Raw genomic sequence first — 17,351 nt, 5'->3', positions numbered from 1 at the left:
CGAAAGCAGGAATCCAGCTCTTGCCTCTGCTCGTCATTCCCGCGTGCTCTTAGCGGGAATCCAGCGACTTTGCTTTGGTTTTTTGTTGGTCTAAAAGCAAGGGCTTCCACTCGTCCTGCGGACGAGCGGGTTACTTTCTTGTCTACAGCGACAAGAAAGTAACCAAAGAAACGCCGCCCCGGGAGCCGCGCCGCCTACGGCGGTTCGCGAAGTCATGCCGGGGTTCGCTCGATGGACATCCGTGTCCATTCGCGAACTCGCGCGCATCCTGCGCGCGACCCTATGGGCGAATCCGTCATGCCCTCGCCGCGGCTGACGGGGACCCAGAATCAAAAGACGGATCAAGAGCCATCCGCGGAGTGCCTGCTTCTTGCTCTGGCGCGCACGATGCGCGCTGCTGTGGCTTCTCCGGGTCCCCATTACATTGCGGCGGCAGCGGACGAAAAGGCCCGCAGGGTCGGCGCGATGGATCGCGCCGATTCCGCTATTGCACAGGGATGTGCAATTAGCGGAACCCGGCCGCTGACGCGGACCCTTCGGGCAGGAGCCCGAAGGGCGCAATGTTCTGGGGCGGCGTCTTTTGGTTACTTTTCTTCGCTGTAGAAGAAAAGTAACCCGCTCGTCCGCAGGACGAGTGGAAGCTCTGCTCTTTAAACGCCAAAGAGCCAAAGCAAAGTCGCTGGATGACCAGCCCTGCGGCTGTTGAGAGCCCCGCTAGAAGCACGCGGGAATGACGAGCAGAGCAATCGACGAGATATAACGAATTGCCATCGAAAACAAAAAACAACCCTCGACCGTCAGAATGTAAACCGCGCCCGCGCGTAGTAATACGCCCCATTAAATCCAATCGGCGAAATAATGTCGTACGGCAGATTGCCGAAGTAGTTGATGTTGCTGTTCGAGCGCGTCGGGTAGTTGTCGGTCAGGTTGATTGCGCCGAACGCGACGGAGAAGTCCGGAGTGAATTTGTATTCGACCTCGGCATCGAACTGCCACTTCGCCGAGTAGGTCTGCGTCGGCGTGAAGCCGCCGCCGAAGTCGAACACGCGCGTCGTTGCGCCCTGGCGCGTGGCGCGGCCGAGCAGGGACCATTTCGAGTCGGCCCAACGCGCGGAGAGGATGCCGCGGTTGTGTGGCGCAGCGTTGGTGAGGATGTTGCGCGCCTGCAGGCCGAACAGGACGTTGTCGTTGCCGAGCGCGACGAGTTCGGACGGCGTCGCGGCGACGCGTTCGATCTTGGTGTCGGCGTAGCTGTACGAGCCGGTCAGGGTCAGGGTGCCGTCGTAGAGCGGCAGGCGGTAGTTGGCGACGAGGTCGGCGCCCTTGGTGCTCGTATCGACGGCGTTGGTGAAGAAGTTCACCGCCTGCACGCCGGGGATACCGAAATGCGTGTCGATGAACTGGGTCAGCGCGTCGCCGCCGATCTGCTCGGAGAGCACGACGCGGTTGTCGATGTCGGTCTTGTAGATGTCGAGCGACACGTCGAACTTCTCGGCCGGCGTCGCGGTGAAGCCGATGCTGTAGTTGTGCGACTTCTCCGGCGTCAGCGACTTGGCGCCGAGTGCGCGCGCGATCGGGTTGTCGACCGACAGGATGCGCGAATTGATCAGGTTGCCGGCGCTGTCGTAGCCGGTCGAAGTCGACTCGAAGCCGATCTGCGAGAGTGACGGTGCGCGGAAGTTGGTCGACACCGCGCCGCGCAGGGCGAATTCCGGCGTGATCTCGTAGCGCGCGCTGAGTTTGCCGTTGGTCGTGCTGCCGAAGTCGTTGTAGTGCTCGTAGCGCACGGCTGCGTCGATGAACAGGGCGTCGGTGGCGTTGCCGGACAGTTCCGCGTAGACGCCCTGCACGTTGCGCGAGACGTCGGCGGCATCGGCCGGAGTGAGGTTCGCGCCGGCTTGGGCGCCGACCGGCACACCCTTGACCGGGCCGATCGCATACGACGCGGGATCGCCCGGGCGCGTCTGGAAGCACTCGTGGCGCAGTTCGGCGCCGACGGCGAAGGTGTAGTCGCGGCCGCCGAAGTTCACTCCACGCGTTGCATCGAAGTTGGCGACGGTCTGCGCGAACTCGTACTTGCCGGTTTTGAACGAAGTCGGGCTCGCGGTGCCGAGTGAGGCGTTGAGCGAGTTGCGCAGGCCGTAGTCGAAATCGTTGTCGCCGTAGGTCAGGCTGGCGTCGTAGTCCCATTCGCCGAGGCGGCCGCGCACGCCGGCCGAACCCTGGAAGTCGTCGCTGCTGCCGAGGCCGACCGGACGATAGCCGTACGGATAGATCGACTTCACGTTGGCCGCGTCGTCGGGGTAGCGGAAGAACGCGTCGCCGGTCGAATGCCGGTGCGCGTAAGTGCCGAACGCGTACAGCGTCGCCGCGTCGGACAGCGGCAGCGCGGCGTTGAGCCAGCCGGAATAGTTTTCGAGTTTGGGATCGCCCGCGGCGTAGTTGACCTTGCCCTGCAGCGCGAGATTGTCCGGCGTCGAAGAGCCGGCGAAATTGTCGAAGCCCGCGCGATTGGTCGCGTTGTGATTGTTGAGTTCGACGCCGCCGCGTAGAAAACCGCCGGTCTCCGCGCCGAGCGTCGTGCCGAACTTCGCGCTCAGATAGCGGCTCTGGCCGTCGGTGATGGTGCGGTGGGTCGGCTCGAAATCGGTGTGGTATGCGCCGTAGCTCGTCGTCACTTCGCCGCCGTGCGGCGCGTCGTCGAGAATGATATTGATCACACCGGCGATGGCGTCGGAACCGTACTGCGCGCCAGCGCCGTCGCGCAGCACTTCGATGCGCTTGACCGCCGAGATCGGAATCGCGTTGAGATCGACCGGCGTGGTGCCGAGCCCGGTGGTCGATTCGGTCTGCACGAGCGCCGAGGTGTGCACGCGTTTGCCGTTGATCAGTACGAGCACCTGGTCGGGCGAAAGGCCGCGCAGCTGCGCCGAGCGCACCATGTCGGCGCCGCCCGCGTTCGACTGGCGCGGGAAATTCAGCGAAGGCAGCAGGGTTTGCAGCGCCTGGCCGAGTTCGCCGTTGATCGCGCCGGCCGCTTTCAGGTCGTCGGCGGTGACGACGTCAATGGGCGAAGTCGAATCGAGCACGGTGCGGTTGCGCGCACGCGTGCCGGTGACCACGACGGTGTCGAGACTGGCAGTCTGCGCATCGGGCGCTTGCTGGGCGTGGGCCGCGGGAACGGCGGCGAGCAGGGCGGCGATCGCGCTGAACAGCGGGCGGCGCGATGCCGAAGTGACGTTTTCTTTCATCGTTATTTCCACAAGGATAAAGGGGCGCGGTTGCGCCGCGGCGCATAAACGACCAATACTAGGCAACTCGGTCACGCTGTGAAATAGACGTCCATATGAAAAAACTTATTGCGCTTATGCTGTTCGGCGCGTTGCTCTCCGCGTGCGCGACCACGACGCCGCAATCGCATTCCGCGGCGAGCACGCTGGTCGGCGACGCCGCGCATCCCGATGCGACGAAAAACTGGGTGCGCACCGAACTGTATTTCGGCGTCGGCGTGATTTCCGAGCAGGGCGACGAGGCCAACACCGCCGCAAACGAGAAGCGCTGGCGCGACTTTCTCGACCGCGAAGTGACGCCGCGCTTTCCCGACGGTCTGAGCGTATACGACGTTTACGGCCAATGGCGGACACAGGGCCAGAACAAAATCGAACGTCTGCACTCGAAAGTGATCATGCTGCTGCACGCCGACGCGCCGAAGCAGCGCGCCGATCTCGAAGCGATCCGCGCGGCGTGGAAGAAGGAGACGGGTGATCTGTCCGTGCTGCGCGTGACCCAGCCTGCGGATGTCTCGTTCTGACATGACTGCAATGAAATTGCGCATCGCCCCGGGCGACGTCAACGGCTTCATCGGCCTTGTCGTCGACAACGTCGCCGTGCTCGCCTTTCTCTCGGGCGCGCTGATCGGCATCTTTCATTTTCCGGCCGAGATCATCTTCACCAAGATGTTTCCGGGCACCGCGCTCGGTGCCCTGGTCGGCAACTTCGTCTATACACGCATGGCCCTGCGCAGTGGCCGGCCCGACGCCTGCGCGATGCCGCTCGGCATCGACACGCCGACGACGATCGGCCTTGGCCTGCTCGTGCTCGGCCCGGCCTTCCTCGCGTTCAAGCAGCAAGGCATGGACGAGATGACCGCGGCCGATGCGACCTGGAAGCTCGGCATGGCCGCGCTCGTGGTCATGGGCGTGCTCAAGACGATCCTCTCGTTCTTCGGCGACTGGGTGATGCGCAACGTGCCGCGCGCGGGACTGCTCGGCTCGATCGCCGGCATCGCCCTCGTGCTGATGGGTTTCTTCCCGCTCGTCGACATTCTGCGCGTGCCGATCGTCGGCCTCGCCTGTCTCGGCATCGTGCTCTATGCGCTGGTCGCACATGCGCCGCTGCCGTGGCGCATTCCGGGCGTGCTGTTCTCGGTCGTCGTCGGCGTCGCGCTGTACTACGTGCTCGGCCCGTTCGATCTGCTCGGCTCGGGCTTTCACGCGCCGAGTACGCCGACGCTGCGCTTCAACCTGCCGTGGCCGAATCTCGGTTTCGTCGAAGGGCTCAAGTACACCTTGCCGTATCTCGCCGTGATCCTGCCGTTCGGCCTGCTCATGGTCGTCGGCGGCATCAACGTCACCGAAAGCGCACGCGCGGCCGGCGACGACTATCGCGTGCGCGACATTCTGCTGACCGAGGCGATCGCGACCCTGGTTGCCGGCATCTGCGGCGGCGTCGCCCAGACCACGCCGTACATCGGCCAGCCGGCGTTCCGCGCGATGGGCGCGCGCCATGCCTACACCTTGCTTGCCGGTCTTTTCGTGGGCCTCGGCGGTGTGTTCGGTTATCTGTCCAACCTGGTCGAGCTGATTCCGCTTTGCGTGCTCGCGCCGATCCTGATCTACATCGCGATCCTGATCACCATGCAGGCGTTCGAGGCGACGCCGCAGAAATATTTCGCCGCCGTGGTGATGGCGTTCTTCCCGGCGATTGCGCGCATGGTCGCGATCAAGCTCGGCGACCCGACCGTCGTGGCGCCGGAACAATTCGCGCAGTTATACGTGAACGGCGACGGCGGCCTGCCGGTCATGGCGGTCACCTTCATTCTCGGCAACGGCTTCATCATCACCTCGATGGTCTGGGCCAGCTTCGTCGTCGCCCTGATCGACCATCGTCCGCGCAAGGCCGCGGCGATCCTGCTCGCCGGTGCCGCGCTGACCGCGTTCGGCATCATCCATTCGGTCGATCCGATCGGCACGATCTATCTGCCGTGGACCCTGCAGGCCGGCGCGCGCGCCTTGGTCTGGCAATTCACCGCGGCGTATGTGGTGCTCGCGGCCATCCTGTTTCTGCTGTCACTGTTGCCAGCGGCGCCGGCAGCGGCCGCGACGGCGCGGCGCGGCTAGGGACGCGCCGACATTGCAGCGCACGTGCTTCGTTGCGCTGCCGAGGCTCAGACCCAGTCGCGCGGCACAAGATACTCGGCCAGCCGCGCTTCGGCCGAATCGGGCGGCGGCGCGTATGCGTACTCGTAGCGCACGCGCGGCGGCAGGCTCATGAGGATCGATTCGGTGCGCCCGCCCGACTGCAGGCCGAACAGCGTGCCGCGGTCGTAGACCAGGTTGAACTCGACGTAGCGTCCGCGGCGGTAGAGCTGGAACTCGCGCTCGCGCTCGCCGAACGGCGTGTCGGCGCGCTTGGCGACGATCGGCAGATAGGCGTCGAGGAAGCCATTGCCGACCGCCTGCATGAAGGCGAAGCTCTGCTCGAATCCACCGCCATTGAGATCGTCGAAGAACAGGCCGCCGACGCCGCGCGTCTCGTTGCGATGCTTGAGGAAGAAATAGTCGTCGCACCATTTTTTGTATTTCGCGTACACGTCGGCGCCGAACGGCGCGCAAAGATCGCGCGCGACGCGATGCCAGTGCACGACGTCCTCGTCGAACGGATAGTACGGGGTCAGATCGAAGCCGCCGCCGAACCACCAGACCGCGTCGCCGTTCTCCGCGCGCGCTTCGAAGTAGCGCACGTTCATGTGCGTCGTCGGCACGTAGGGGTTCTGCGGATGCATGACCAGGGACACGCCGAGCGCCGACCACGCGCGTCCGGCGAGTTCGGGCCGGTGCGCGGTCGCCGACGCGGGCAGGGTCTTGCCTTCCACGCGCGAAAAATTCACCCCGCCCTGCTCGAAGACGGCGCCGCGCTTGATCACACGCGAGCGGCCGCCGCCGCCTTCTTTGCGCGTCCATGCGTCCTCGGCGAACGCGGCGGCGCCGTCGGCGCGTTGCAGTTCCGTGCAGATGCGGTCCTGCAGGCCGTGCAGAAACGTTTCGATGGCGGCGAGAGAGTCGGTAGACATGCAGTATTCCAGGCAGGCAGAGAATAACTTTTATCGAGCGGCGCGGCGGTGCAAAGCCGCTGCTTGGTTCCCGCGCTCGCGGATGAGCGTCAACATCACGTCACGCGTTCGAGCATGCGCCGGTTGCCGATCAGGCGCGCCCAGCGCGTGCCGATGTCGGCCCAGAGAATGTAACCCGCTTCGAGCGCGAGACGCCGCAGCCGCGCGCAGCTCGGCACGAAACGATCCTCGGCCGCGACCAGCTCGAAATCGAAGCGGAGCTGGCGCGCGAGCAAGGCACAGCGCGCGAGATGGTAGCGGCTCGACAGCAGCGCAACCGGCGTGCGGCCATATGCCGCGAGCAGATCGCGCGCGTTGCGCAGGTTTTCCAGCGTGTCGACCGAACTCTGTTCGAGGATCACCTCGATCCCCGCGGGCAGGCCGAGCCGGCGCAGCTCCGCGTCTGCGACCGCGGCCTCAGTGGGACCCGTGTCGGCGCCGCCGAGCAGGAACACGCGTTCGCAGCGCCGCGCGGCGATCTGCTCGTGCGCGCGGCTGATGCGTGCGAGATAGTCCGCATCGGCATGGCCGCCGACCAGGCGCTTGCCGAACACGAGCAAGGTGCGCGCGCGCTGCATCGTCGTCGGTGCGTGCCGCGCAATCGCCAAACTGCGCACGAAATACCAGACGAACAACAGGCCGCCGCTGGCGACGCAGGCGAGCACGGCGATGGCGAGCGAGTGCAGCACGTCGAGATCGGACAGATGCCGCCACGGCCCGCGCCGCAGGCAATCCGGCACGATGTTCATCGCCACGTTGCGGCTTCTCGCCGCGCAAACCTATACTTCATCACCGTATTTTCGCTTCCGCACGCTTTACTTGCCAGCCCGCATTGCGCCGCTTGCCGTCACCGCCTATACCGCTACCTGCGCCGCCGGGCATGGGTCGGAGGCGATTGCGCGCGCGCTCGAAACGCGCCGCGGCGGCCTGACCGACAACACCTTCTCGACCCAGCCGCTCGAATGCAAGATCGGCCGCATCGAAAGCCTGGAGCAGATTGTCCTGCCGGATGCGCTCGCGCGTTTCGATTCGCGCAATCATCGCCTCGCCTGGCTCGGCCTCAATCAAGACGGTTTCCTCGATCGCGCGCATGCACTGCGCGAACGCGTCGGTGCGGCGCGCATCGCGCTCGTGCTCGGCACCTCGACGTCGAGCATCGGCGAGACCGAACGCGCCTACCGCGAACTCGACGCGCAGGGCCGCTTCCGCGCTGACCAGCGCCGCAGCGAGGTGCACCAGCCGCACGCGCTCGGCTTGTTCGTGCAGCATGCGCTCGGTCTGTCCGGCCCGTGCCTGACCATCGCCACGGCCTGCTCGTCGAGCGCAAAAGTATTTGCCAGCGCCGAGCGCCTGCTGCGCACCGGCCTCGCCGATGCGGTCGTCGTCGGCGGCGTCGACACCCTCTGTGACAGCGTGCTGTTCGGCTTCAATTCGCTCGAACTCGTCTCGCGCCAGGCATGCCGGCCGTTCGACGCGAACCGCAGCGGCCTCTCGCTCGGCGAGGCCGCGGGTTTCGCCATCCTCGAACGCATGCCGCAAAGTGGAAAAGTGGAAAAAGCGGCAAAACTGCTGATCGGTTGCGGCGAATCGAGTGACGCGCATCACATGTCCGCTCCGCACCCGCAGGGCGCCGGCGCGGAGCGCGCGCTCGACGATGCGCTAGCGCGCGCCGGCATTCGCGCCGATCAGGTCGATTACATCAACCTGCACGGCACCGCGAGTCGGCAGAACGACGAGGTCGAGGCGGCATTGATTGCGCGCCGTTTCCCCGCAGCGACGCGCGCCAGTTCGACCAAGGGTTGGACTGGGCACACGCTCGGCGCGGCCGGCATCCTCGAAGCCGCGATCTCCCTGATCGCGCTCGAACGCGGGCTTGCGCCGGGCCTGCTGACCACGCGCGACCTCGATCCGGTCTGCGGGCCGCAGATCCGCATCGACAACGCCGAAGCGGATCTGCGCATCGCCCTGTCCAATTCGTTCGGTTTCGGCGGCAACAACTGCTGCCTCGCCTTCGCCCGGGCGGACGCGCTGTGAGCGCGACGCTCGAACTGGCGATCGAAGGCGTCGGCGTGCGTGCGCCCGGCATGCCCGACTGGGCCTCGGCGCGCGAGGTGTTCAACGGCGCGCGCGCGCTTTCTGCCGAGCCGCTCGTGCGGCCTGCGCCCGCGCTGCTCGCGGCCAACGAGCGCCGCCGCGCACCCGAGTCGGTCCTGCTCGCGCTCGCCGTCGCCGAAGAGGCCTGCGCGATGGCGCGCCGCGCGCCGCGCGACCTGCCGAACGTGTTCGCGTCGAGCTACGGCGATCTTGCGATCAACGATTATCTTTGCGCCGTGCTCGCGCGCGCGCCGTTCGAGCTGTCGCCGACCAAGTTCCACAACTCGGTACACAATGCGCCGGCCGGCTACTGGACGATCGCGAGCGGCTGCATGGCCTCGTCGACCGCGCTGAGCGCGGGGCCGGCGACGTTCGCAAACGGCATGCTCGAAGCGGCGACGCTTGCCGCGGCCGAGGGCGTGCCGGTGCTGTTCGCCGCGTTCGACGTTGCCGCGGCCGGGCCGCTCGCCGACGTGGTCGCCTGCGACCAGCCGTTCGGCGCCGGCTTCGTTCTGGCGCCGCCCTCGACGGCCGGCGTGGCGCGCCTGCGCCTGTCCGTGCACGACCGCGCCGTGGCCGAATCGGTGCCGCTGCCGGCCGCGCTGGAGGCCTTGCGCGGGCGCAATCCCGCGGCCGCGGCCCTGCCTTTGCTGAACGCTCTTGCAAGCGGTGCGGCAGCGGGGTTTGACTTCGCCCTGCACGGCGACAAAGATTTACCGCCATCAGCACTGCATTTGGAGATTTCGTTTTGACCGGGGAGCAAGCACAGGCTGCGCGGAATACGGCGCCGGCCGGCGTCGTCGTGATTCCGGCGTTGAACGAGGAGCGCGCGATTCGCGGCGTGGTCGAGTCCGCGTTGCGCTACTGCGCGCGCGTGATCATCGTCGACGACGGATCGAGCGACGGCACCAGCGCGGCGGTCGCCGACCTGCCGATCGAGCGCATCCGCCATGCGTCGCCGCAGGGCAAGGCGATGGCCCTGCGCGACGGCTTCGAGCTGGCGCGCAAGCTCGGCGCCGACGGCGTATTGACCATGGACGGCGACGGCCAGCACGACGCCGCCGACCTGCCGCGCCTGCTCGCGGCCGCGGCACAGTATCCGAACCACATCGTCATCGGCGCGCGCCTGCTCGGCAAGGACGCGCAGCCGGACAAGAACCGCTTCGGCAACGAACAGGCCGACTTTTGGGTGTCGTGGGCCTGCGGCCAGCGCATCGTCGATTCGCAGAGCGGCCAGCGCTACTACCCGCGCAGCGCGATCGAGACGGCGCTCGCGCTGCCGCACGACGGCTTCGTGTTCGAGAGCGAAATCCTCATCGAATGTGCCGCGCGCGGCATCCATGCGGTATCGGTGCCGATCAAGGCCAGCTACGAAGAAGAGCGGCGCGCGAGCCACTTCAAGCCGTTCCGCGATGTCACCCGCATCACGCGCATGATCGCCGGCCGCCTGCTGCGCGGCGGCCTTATGCTCGGCAATCTGCGGCGCTCGCGCACGGTGCCGCCGGTCGTCGTCGACCAGCCGGCTTCCTGAAGTTGGGATCAGTACGGTCGTCCCGGCTGCGGCCGTGCACGAGCCGTTTCGTCGTGGGCGTTTGCCGGTAGCGCGGAAGAATTCGACGCTGTCCCTCGCATGTGTGCGAGAAGCTGCTGCGGGCGCATAAGGGTGGCGCTGGACTGCGGCCAAGGCTTGCGTTACCCGGCGCGACGCGTGCCGGACTCCCCCTAAGCGCGCGCGGAAACCGCCGACCTGCTGCGGCTCCACTGCAAATCGGGGCAGAGGCACGGCGCGAACTCCCCTGAAACCGCCGCCCGGCCCCGCGCCAGCGCAAAAATCCGCCACGATTTCCGGCCGCCGCTCCGGCCGCGCCTTGCCCTGGCTTTTTCTGTGGATCGAGAAAATGTGATTTGATTCACATTATTTTTGTGATAGAAATCACATTAATTTCCTTTGATCTTGCCGAGGTGGCTCGATGTTTTCTGTCGATCGCGGCTTGGCGCGTGGCCTTTGCGCGCTTCTTTTCAGCATTTCCGGTCTTTCCGCTTCGTTCGCCGCGCAGGCGCAGAACCCCCTGATCACGAATCTGGCTTTCGATCCCAATGTCATCGCGCCGGGCGACGCGGCGGTGATGACGATTTACGTGGTCAACAACAATTCGGCGGCCGCCAGCGCTCTCGCGATCGACTCGACCTTGCCGGCCGGTTTACAGATCGTCGGTTACGGCAGCGGCACCGGGCCTTCCGGCGAACCGAATTGCGGCGGCACGCCGTCCGGCAACGGCGGCCCGTCAGGCGGCAGCTACGGTCTCGGCGGCGGCAGCGTGCCCGGCATCAACGCCGGCCAGGCCGGCGTCTGCGTGGTCAAGTATCTCGTCACGAGCTATGCCTCGGCGGGACAGACCTATCCGACGACGCTCGCACCGACCGCGGTCTCGGCGTCGGTCGGCGGCAATCAGGTCAACGCGGCGACGAGCGCGAGCAACAGCCTGACCGTGCAGAACATGGCGCCACTCAACGGCAACAAGAACTTCTCGCCGTCGACGAGCGCGACCGGCGGCCCGGTCACGCTGACGATCAATATCGCCAACCCGAACAATTTCGCCATGGATGGCGTCGCCTATACCGATGCGCTGCCGAACGGCATGACCCTGCTGTCCACACCCGCGCCGAGCGCGACCGGCTGCGGCGGTGCGACGCTCTCCGCCGCCTCAGGCGCGTCCAGTGTCGGCATCACCGGCGCGACGCTCGCGGCCGGCGCGACCTGCACCGTTGTCGTCGGCGTGCAGGCGCCGGCGTCGACCGGCAATGCGGTCAATACGATTCCGGTCGGCGCGGTAACCAGCAGCCAGCGCGGCGCCGCGGCAGCGAACACGTCGCCGATCAACGCGACGCTGAGCGTGCAGAATCAGTTGTCGGTGACGAAGAGCTTCGCCGCGGGCAACGTCTTCGTCGACGGTTCGCCGACGACGATGACGATCCAGATCAGCAACCCGACCCAGTATCCGGTCAGCAATCTCGCGTTCAACGACGCCTTTCCGGGCGGCCCCGGTTTCGTCCTCGACGCCTCCGCGGGCGGCAGCGCACCGGTGGTGTCCGACTCGTGCAACTTCAATCACGCCAACGTGACCGACGGCGCCGGCGCGCTCGATGTCGCGAGCGGCAGCATCGCGGCGAACGGCAGCTGCCAGATCGTCGTCTGGGTGCGCGGCAGCACGGCCGGCGCCTACGTCAACCAGCTCGGCGTCAACACGGTGACCGGCACCGGCGGCGCCAACGGCACCACGCCGACGAGCAACGGCAATGCCGCGTCGGCCACGCTTTCGGTCAACACGATCTCGAACGGCGGCGGCCCGGGCAACTACAAGCCGAACCTGTACAAGCGCCTGTCGACCGCGCCGTGGATGCCGGGCAATCCGCCGTTCAACACTTATTTGCGCGTGACCCGGCCGGCCGCTCCGGCGACGCAGGAAGTAGCCTATGTCTTCGTCGCGGTCGAGAACACGCTGACCACGAGCGCGCTGAATCTGGCGACCTTGAGCGACGTGCTCGACTCGGCCGGCTTCACCAACATCGCCGGGCGTTCGCTGCGCATCGATCCGGCCACGGTCGCACAGAACGTCACCTACGGCGCATATGCGAACACGACGGCGCAGACCTGCAGCCTCGGCACGGTGACCGCGACGGGATCGACGGCGACGACGCTCAATCTGCAGTTCGCCAACACGAGCGTGCCGGCGGCCGCGGCGCAGTCCGACGGCAGCATCAATCCGGGCACCTGCGTGATCAGCTTTCCGGTCTACATCGATGCGACCGCGCCGATCACCGACTCGCTCGGCACCTATCACGACGCGCTCGGCGCCGACAGCGTGACCGGCGTCCTCGCCGCGAACAACGTCGGCTTTTCCGCCGGGCCGTCCGACGGCGTCACCCTGGTGGTCAATGACGGCGTGACGATCCGCAAGTCGTTCTATCCGACCACGGTCGCGCCGAACGGCGTCGCCGATCTCAAGATCACCCTGACCAACGTCAACGCGATGCCGCTGACCGGCGTCAGCTACCAGGACCCGCTGCCCGCGGGCCTGGTCCTCGCCGGCAACGGCAGCCCGGCGTTCTCGGCCGACTGCGGCGCGGCGAGCCTGAGTTCGGACGTAGTCAACGGCCAGACCGTGCTGACCATCGCCAACGCGGGCGTGCCTGCCGCGACCGGATCGCCGGTCAACCCGGGCACCTGCGTGCTCGACGTGTACGTGCAGCAAGCGGCCGGGCAGCCGCAGTCGGCGAATTATCCGAACCAGATCGTTGCGGGCAGCATGAGCAGTGATCAGGGCATCTCGAACACACAGTCCTCGAACACGGCCACACTTTCGGTCGGCGACCTGAGCATCGCCGTGTCGAAGTCGTTCGCACAGGCGACCGTCACCGCGGGCGAAACCACGAGCATGAGCATCGTCGTCGCCAATCCGCAGACCGCCAACGGCGCGACGCTCAACAACGTGTCGTTCCAGGACGCGTTCCCGGCCGGGCTGATCGCCGCGGCGAATCCGAACGTCCAAGTGGTTTGTAGCGCAGGCAGCACGGGTGCACCGGCGAACGCGAGCCTGTCGAGCGCGACGCCGCCGGTGCTGTCGGTCGCCGGCATCGTGCTGGCGCCGAGCGGCTCGTGCACGATCAGCGTCGACGTGCAGTTGACCACGGCGAACGCGCCGGTGACCAACGTCATCGCGGGCGGCACGGTGACCACGAGCGAAGGCGCGACCAACGTCGGCGACGCGAGTGCGACGATCGTCGGTGTGCCGGCCTCGGCCGTGGTGAAGTCGATCGCGCCGGCGACCGCGACGATCGGCCAGCCGGTCACGGCGACGGTGCGCGTGCTCAACACGACGGCCGGCGCGATCGGCAATATCGACGTGCTCGACCGCATCAATCCGAGCGGCGGTTATCCGAACGGCGTGGTGCCGCAAGGCTATCTCGCGCCGCCGAACGCCACCTGGCAGATCGTGCCCGGCAGCGTGGCGCTCGCGGCGAATTCCGCGGCGGGCTGCGCGCTTGGCTCGAACACGACGATCGCGGGCACGGCAAACGACCAGACCCAGTTGAGCGCGATCAGCGTGCCGGCCAACGCCTACTGCGACGTCACCTATCAGCTCGTCGCGAGCGCGACGGGGCAGTACCGCAACGCGATCCTGCAGGCCGACGTCGGCGGCGGTCCGGTGGCCTGCGCGAACAATCAGAATCCGTGCTTTACCTATGGCGATCTCACCGTCGTTGCGCCGGGCAGTATCGCGCTGACCAAGCAGACCAGTGGCGGCACGCCCGCAGCGGGCGCGCAGTGGAGCTTCACCCTGACGCCGACCGACGGCTGTTCCGTCGCCGGCGTGACGCCGAATCCACTCGTGCTCGCGGCCGGTGCGACCGGCAGCTTCGCCAACGTGCCGCCCGTGCAGGGCGACGGCAGCACCGCGTGCCACTACGACATCGTCGAGTCGGGCGGCGATCCGAACTTCGTCCTGTCCAATCCGGGCGCGCTGCAGAATCTCAGTGTCGCTTCGGCGGCGAGCCTGGCGCTGACCGCGAGCAACGCCTATGTGCCCAAGCCGCAGGTCGGCATCGCCAAGATCACGACGGCGACCGGCGTCGCGCCGAACGGCACGATCGTCTACACGGTGACGGCGAGCAATACCGGCGTCGTCGATGCGGCGGGCGCGACGCTGGCCGACCCGCTGCCGGCAGGTGTCGCGAGTGCGACCTGGACCTGCGTGGCGAACGGCGGCGCGCAATGTCCGAGCGCGAGCGGCAGCGGTGCGATCAATGCGACGATCGCGGCGTTCCCGGTCGGATCGAACCTGGTCTACACGGTCACCGCGACGGTCGCGGCGAATCCGCCGGCGAACATCGTCAACGTCGCGACGGTGACCCCGCCCGGCGGCGGCGCCTGCGCGGACGGAAGCGCGCCGCCGTGCAACGCCACCGTCACCACGCCGGTGACGCCGCTGATCGACATCCGCAAGAGCACGACGCAGACCGTCGTGCCCGCGGGCGGCACGCTGACCTACAGCGTGGTCGTGAGCAACGCCGGCACGGTTGACGCAGGCGGCACGCGCATCAGCGATCCGTTGCCGGCCGGTATCACCGCGGCGAGCTGGACCTGCGCCGCCTCGGGCGGCGTGCAGTGCCCGCACGCGAGCGGCAGCGGCGCGCTCGACGAAACCGTCGCCGCGCCGTTCGCTTCCGCAGCGAGCCTGACTTACACGATCACCGCGACGGTCAGCGCCACGCCGCCGGCGAGCATCGTCAACGTTGCGACGACGACACCGCCGAACGGCGGCGGCTGCGCCAACGGCCAGGCGCCGCCGTGCACGTCAACAGCGATCACGCCGCCCGGGCCGGTCGTCGGCGTGTCGAAGACGACCTCGGCGACGCGCGTCGCGGCCAACGGCACGATCGTGTACACGGTGGCGGCGACCAACCTCGGCGCCGTCGACGGCGCCGGCACGACGCTCGCCGATCCGCTGCCTGCGGGCATCGCGAGCGCAACCTGGACCTGCGCGGCGAACGGCGGTGCGCAATGTCCCGCGGCGAGCGGCAGCGGTGCGATCAGCGCGACGCTGGCCGTGTTCCCGGCCGGATCGGGCCTGGTCTACACGGTGACCGCAACCGCCGCGGCGAATCCGCCGGCAAATATCGTCAACGTCGCGTCGGTCACTCCGCCCGGCGGCGGCACCTGCGCGAGTGGCCAGACGCCGCCGTGCACGTCCAAGGTGACGACCCCGGTTGCGCCGACCGTCGCGATCAGCAAGACCACGACGGCGACGAGCGCGACGGCCGGCGGTACGATCACCTACACGGTCACGGCGAGTAATGTCGGGAGTGCCGACGCCGCAGGAGCGACGCTCGCCGATCCGCTGCCCGCAGGCATCGCGAGCGCGACCTGGACTTGCACGGCGAACGGCGGTGCGCAATGTCCCGCGGCGAGCGGCAGCGGTGCGATCAATGCGACGCTGGCCGTGTTCCCGGCCGGATCGAGCCTGGTCTACACGGTGACCGCGACGGTCGCGGCGAATCCGCCGGCGAATATCGTCAACGTCGCGTCGGTCACTCCGCCGGGCGGCGGCACATGCGCGGGCGGGCAGACGCCGCCATGCACGTCGACGGTGACCACGCCGGCGGCGAAGGCCCAGGTCGATATCGCCAAGAGCGCAAGCAGCACCGTGCTCGAACCGAGCGGCAACGTCGGCTACGTCGTCACCGTGCGCAACAGCGGCACGGTCGATGCGTCGGGCAGCAGCGTCAGCGATCCGTTGCCGCTCGGCATCGCCAGTGCGAGCTGGACCTGCAGCGCAAGCGGCGGCGCACAATGCCCGAGTGCGAGCGGCAGCGGCGCGATCAACGCGACGATCGCGACCTTCCCGGCCGGATCGAGCCTGATCTATGCGATCAGCGCGCAGGTCGAAGCGACGCCGCCGCAAAGCGTTACGAATATCGCCAGCGTCACGCCGCCCGCAGAGGGCACCTGCGCGAACGGGCAGACGCCGCCGTGCACGGCGGCGGTAACGGGTACGGTCGATGATCCCGGTCCTCCTGCCGATATCGCCAAGGTGCCGGCGACGACGACCTGGACCTTGATCCTCATGGCGCTGGTAATGCTGCTGTCGGTGCGGCGCCGAGCCGAGCAGGCCCGGCGTCGGCGCTGAGCGCGTTTCGCATAAGCACGAAGAGTTCAGCAAGGAAGCTGACCCGGCGGCACCCCCCTAGCCGCCGGTTCTTTTTTTGGGGGGCGGTCACGCAGGGTTTCCAAGGCGCTCATCGCGCGGTCTAAGCGGAGTCGGGTCGGCGAGGGCCTGGCGTCGTCGCGGTGCTCAGGCCTGATCGGGGCCGATCTGCGTCAGTCCGCGTCGCTTGCTGCGCAGGCGCAGCATCGCGATCGAGATCACGCCGGCGAGAAGGCTCAGGTACAAGGTCGCGATGCGCCAGAGCAGCAAGGCGCTCGCGATCGCCGTGGTCGAGACGAACGGCGCGAGCGTCGCGGCGAGGCCGAGGTCGGCACCGCCGCCGCCGGCCGGCATGCCGGTCCATTGCGCGACGTGCAGGACGACGCCCTGCAACAGCAGCACGAGCGAGAACGGCACGTAGGCATCGAGTTCGGCGAGGATCAGCCAGAGCACGCCGTAGCGCGCGAGCCACTGCACTGCGGTCGAGGCGAACGCGAGGGCGAAGTAGGCAGGCGAGCCGCGCATCAGCACCTGGGTCTGCGCGAGCACGTTGTTGACGAAACCGCGCAGGGTTTCGCGGCGCCGACGCAGAAAGCCGATGCGCTCGATCGGTCCGCGCGGGCCGAAGAACCACGCGCCGAGCGGCCGTCGCGCGAGCACGAGGACGACGAGCAGGGCGAGCGCGCCGATGCCGCCGAACGCGGCGCCGTGGGCGAGCAGCGGCGATAGCTCGGCAGTCTGCGACAGGCACAGCGCGGCGACCGGCATCGCGATCGCGAAGAACATCAGGTCGAGCACTTGGTCGGCGGCCGAGATCGCGGTCGCCTGCGCATACGAGGCGCCGATGCCGCGCATGTAGTAGATGCCGGCCGCATAGCCGCCGACACCGCCCGGCGTGGCGAGAAACGCGAAGTCGGTGGCGAGCGAGATGGCGAAGTTGCGCCAGATGCCGACGCGCAATCCGAGCCGTTGGATCAGCAGCCACTGCTTGAGCGCGCGCATCGCCCAGCCGAACAGCACGAGTACGAGCATGTACAGATACGCGTGAGTCGGCAGATCGAAACTGGTGAACAGCGCATGACGTCCGCCGAGCCAGATCGGCACGATCAGCGCGACGACGAGGGCGACGAAGATCAGGAAAGTGCCGGCGCGGCGCATGG

The 17,351-nt window shown here is 67.5% G+C and carries 10 protein-coding genes; 6 read left to right on the top strand and 4 right to left on the bottom strand.

Going from position 1 to position 17,351, the window contains the following annotated elements:
* Positions 1–797: 797 nt before the first annotated feature.
* Positions 798–3,251, bottom strand: a complete 2,454-nt coding sequence (locus FFS30_RS05950; protein ID WP_137912152.1) for a TonB-dependent receptor — start codon at positions 3,249–3,251, stop codon at positions 798–800.
* Between the two features lie 95 nt (positions 3,252–3,346).
* On the opposite strand from FFS30_RS05950, the gene FFS30_RS05945 reads away from it, so the two are divergent.
* Both FFS30_RS05945 and FFS30_RS05940 read left to right on the top strand, forming a co-directional pair.
* Positions 3,347–3,811: a DUF3574 domain-containing protein gene (locus tag FFS30_RS05945; protein ID WP_137912151.1), complete on the top strand. Its 465-nt coding sequence runs from the start codon at positions 3,347–3,349 to the stop codon at positions 3,809–3,811.
* Between the two features lies 1 nt (position 3,812).
* Positions 3,813–5,399: a hypothetical protein gene (locus FFS30_RS05940; RefSeq protein ID WP_137912150.1), complete on the top strand. Its 1,587-nt coding sequence runs from the start codon at positions 3,813–3,815 to the stop codon at positions 5,397–5,399.
* A 47-nt stretch (positions 5,400–5,446) separates the two neighbouring features.
* Here the strand turns inward: FFS30_RS05940 and hemF are convergent, their stop codons facing one another.
* Both hemF and FFS30_RS05930 read right to left on the bottom strand, forming a co-directional pair.
* Positions 5,447–6,352: an oxygen-dependent coproporphyrinogen oxidase gene (hemF, locus tag FFS30_RS05935; protein ID WP_137912149.1), complete on the bottom strand. Its 906-nt coding sequence runs from the start codon at positions 6,350–6,352 to the stop codon at positions 5,447–5,449.
* A gap of 95 nt (positions 6,353–6,447) precedes the next feature.
* Positions 6,448–7,140 carry a YdcF family protein gene (locus tag FFS30_RS05930; protein WP_249352285.1) on the bottom strand — a complete coding sequence of 231 codons (693 nt, stop codon included), beginning with the start codon at positions 7,138–7,140 and terminating at the stop codon, positions 6,448–6,450.
* 70 nt (positions 7,141–7,210) lie between these two features.
* Between FFS30_RS05930 and FFS30_RS05925 the strand changes: the two genes are divergently transcribed.
* The 4 genes from FFS30_RS05925 to FFS30_RS05910 all read left to right on the top strand — a co-directional run bounded on the left by FFS30_RS05925 (position 7,211) and on the right by FFS30_RS05910 (position 16,173).
* Positions 7,211–8,425 (top strand): beta-ketoacyl-[acyl-carrier-protein] synthase family protein, encoded by a 1,215-nt coding sequence (locus FFS30_RS05925; RefSeq protein WP_171014484.1) that lies wholly within the window; start codon positions 7,211–7,213, stop codon positions 8,423–8,425.
* Entirely contained in the window at positions 8,422–9,237 is an 816-nt protein-coding gene (locus FFS30_RS05920) for a beta-ketoacyl synthase chain length factor (protein ID WP_249352192.1), read from the top strand. Before FFS30_RS05925 ends, FFS30_RS05920 begins: the two co-directional genes overlap by 4 nt.
* Positions 9,234–10,016 (top strand): glycosyltransferase family 2 protein, encoded by a 783-nt coding sequence (locus FFS30_RS05915; protein WP_137912147.1) that lies wholly within the window; start codon positions 9,234–9,236, stop codon positions 10,014–10,016. Before FFS30_RS05920 ends, FFS30_RS05915 begins: the two co-directional genes overlap by 4 nt.
* A gap of 439 nt (positions 10,017–10,455) precedes the next feature.
* Positions 10,456–16,173, top strand: coding sequence for a DUF11 domain-containing protein (locus FFS30_RS05910; protein ID WP_137912146.1), 5,718 nt, complete (start codon positions 10,456–10,458; stop codon positions 16,171–16,173).
* A 165-nt stretch (positions 16,174–16,338) separates the two neighbouring features.
* Here the strand turns inward: FFS30_RS05910 and FFS30_RS05905 are convergent, their stop codons facing one another.
* On the bottom strand, positions 16,339–17,349 hold the full coding sequence (locus FFS30_RS05905) for a lysylphosphatidylglycerol synthase transmembrane domain-containing protein (RefSeq protein WP_137912145.1): 1,011 nt from the start codon (positions 17,347–17,349) through the stop codon (positions 16,339–16,341).
* Positions 17,350–17,351 lie beyond the last annotated feature (2 nt).

Origin of the sequence: Rudaea sp. 3F27F6 (assembly GCF_005503555.1) — a bacterium.
In the GTDB taxonomy this organism is placed as follows: Bacteria; Pseudomonadota; Gammaproteobacteria; order Xanthomonadales; family Rhodanobacteraceae; genus Rudaea.
Note: the sequence above shows the minus strand (reverse complement) of the source record. Positions and strands in the feature narration are given on the sequence as shown.